The 408-nt window shown below is 44.4% G+C and carries 1 protein-coding gene; it reads left to right on the top strand.

Annotated elements, in window-relative coordinates; translation table 11 throughout:
• Positions 1–408: radical SAM protein (locus tag HC176_RS17010; RefSeq protein ID WP_167920197.1), on the top strand; the 408-nt coding region annotated here is incomplete at both ends.

The raw sequence follows: 408 nt of genomic DNA, 5'->3' as shown, positions 1-408 counted from the left end.
CTGCACCCGTTCCTGCGGATTTTTCGGAGTAAAAACAGGGCGTCCTGAAACTTTGGATTGGGATGAACCCGAAAAAGTAGCCCGTTCCATTAAACTTATGAAGATCAAGCACGCTGTGATTACGAGTGTGGACCGTGATGATCTAAAAGACATGGGTTCCATTATCTGGGCAGAAACCGTGAAGGCCATTCGCAGAATGAATCCGGAAACTACTCTTGAGACGCTTATCCCCGATTTCCAGGGGGTGGAGCGAAACATCAATCGTATCATTGAAGTAAATCCTGAAATAGTTTCTCACAACATGGAAACCGTAAAGAGATTGACAAGGGAAGTCAGGATACAGGCTAAATATGAGCGGAGTCTTCAGGTTCTAAAATATCTTAAGGACCAGGGGATCAAAAGAACAAA

Source organism: Tamlana crocina, from assembly GCF_012037625.1.
This window is presented reverse-complemented; position numbering and strand designations above follow the sequence as displayed.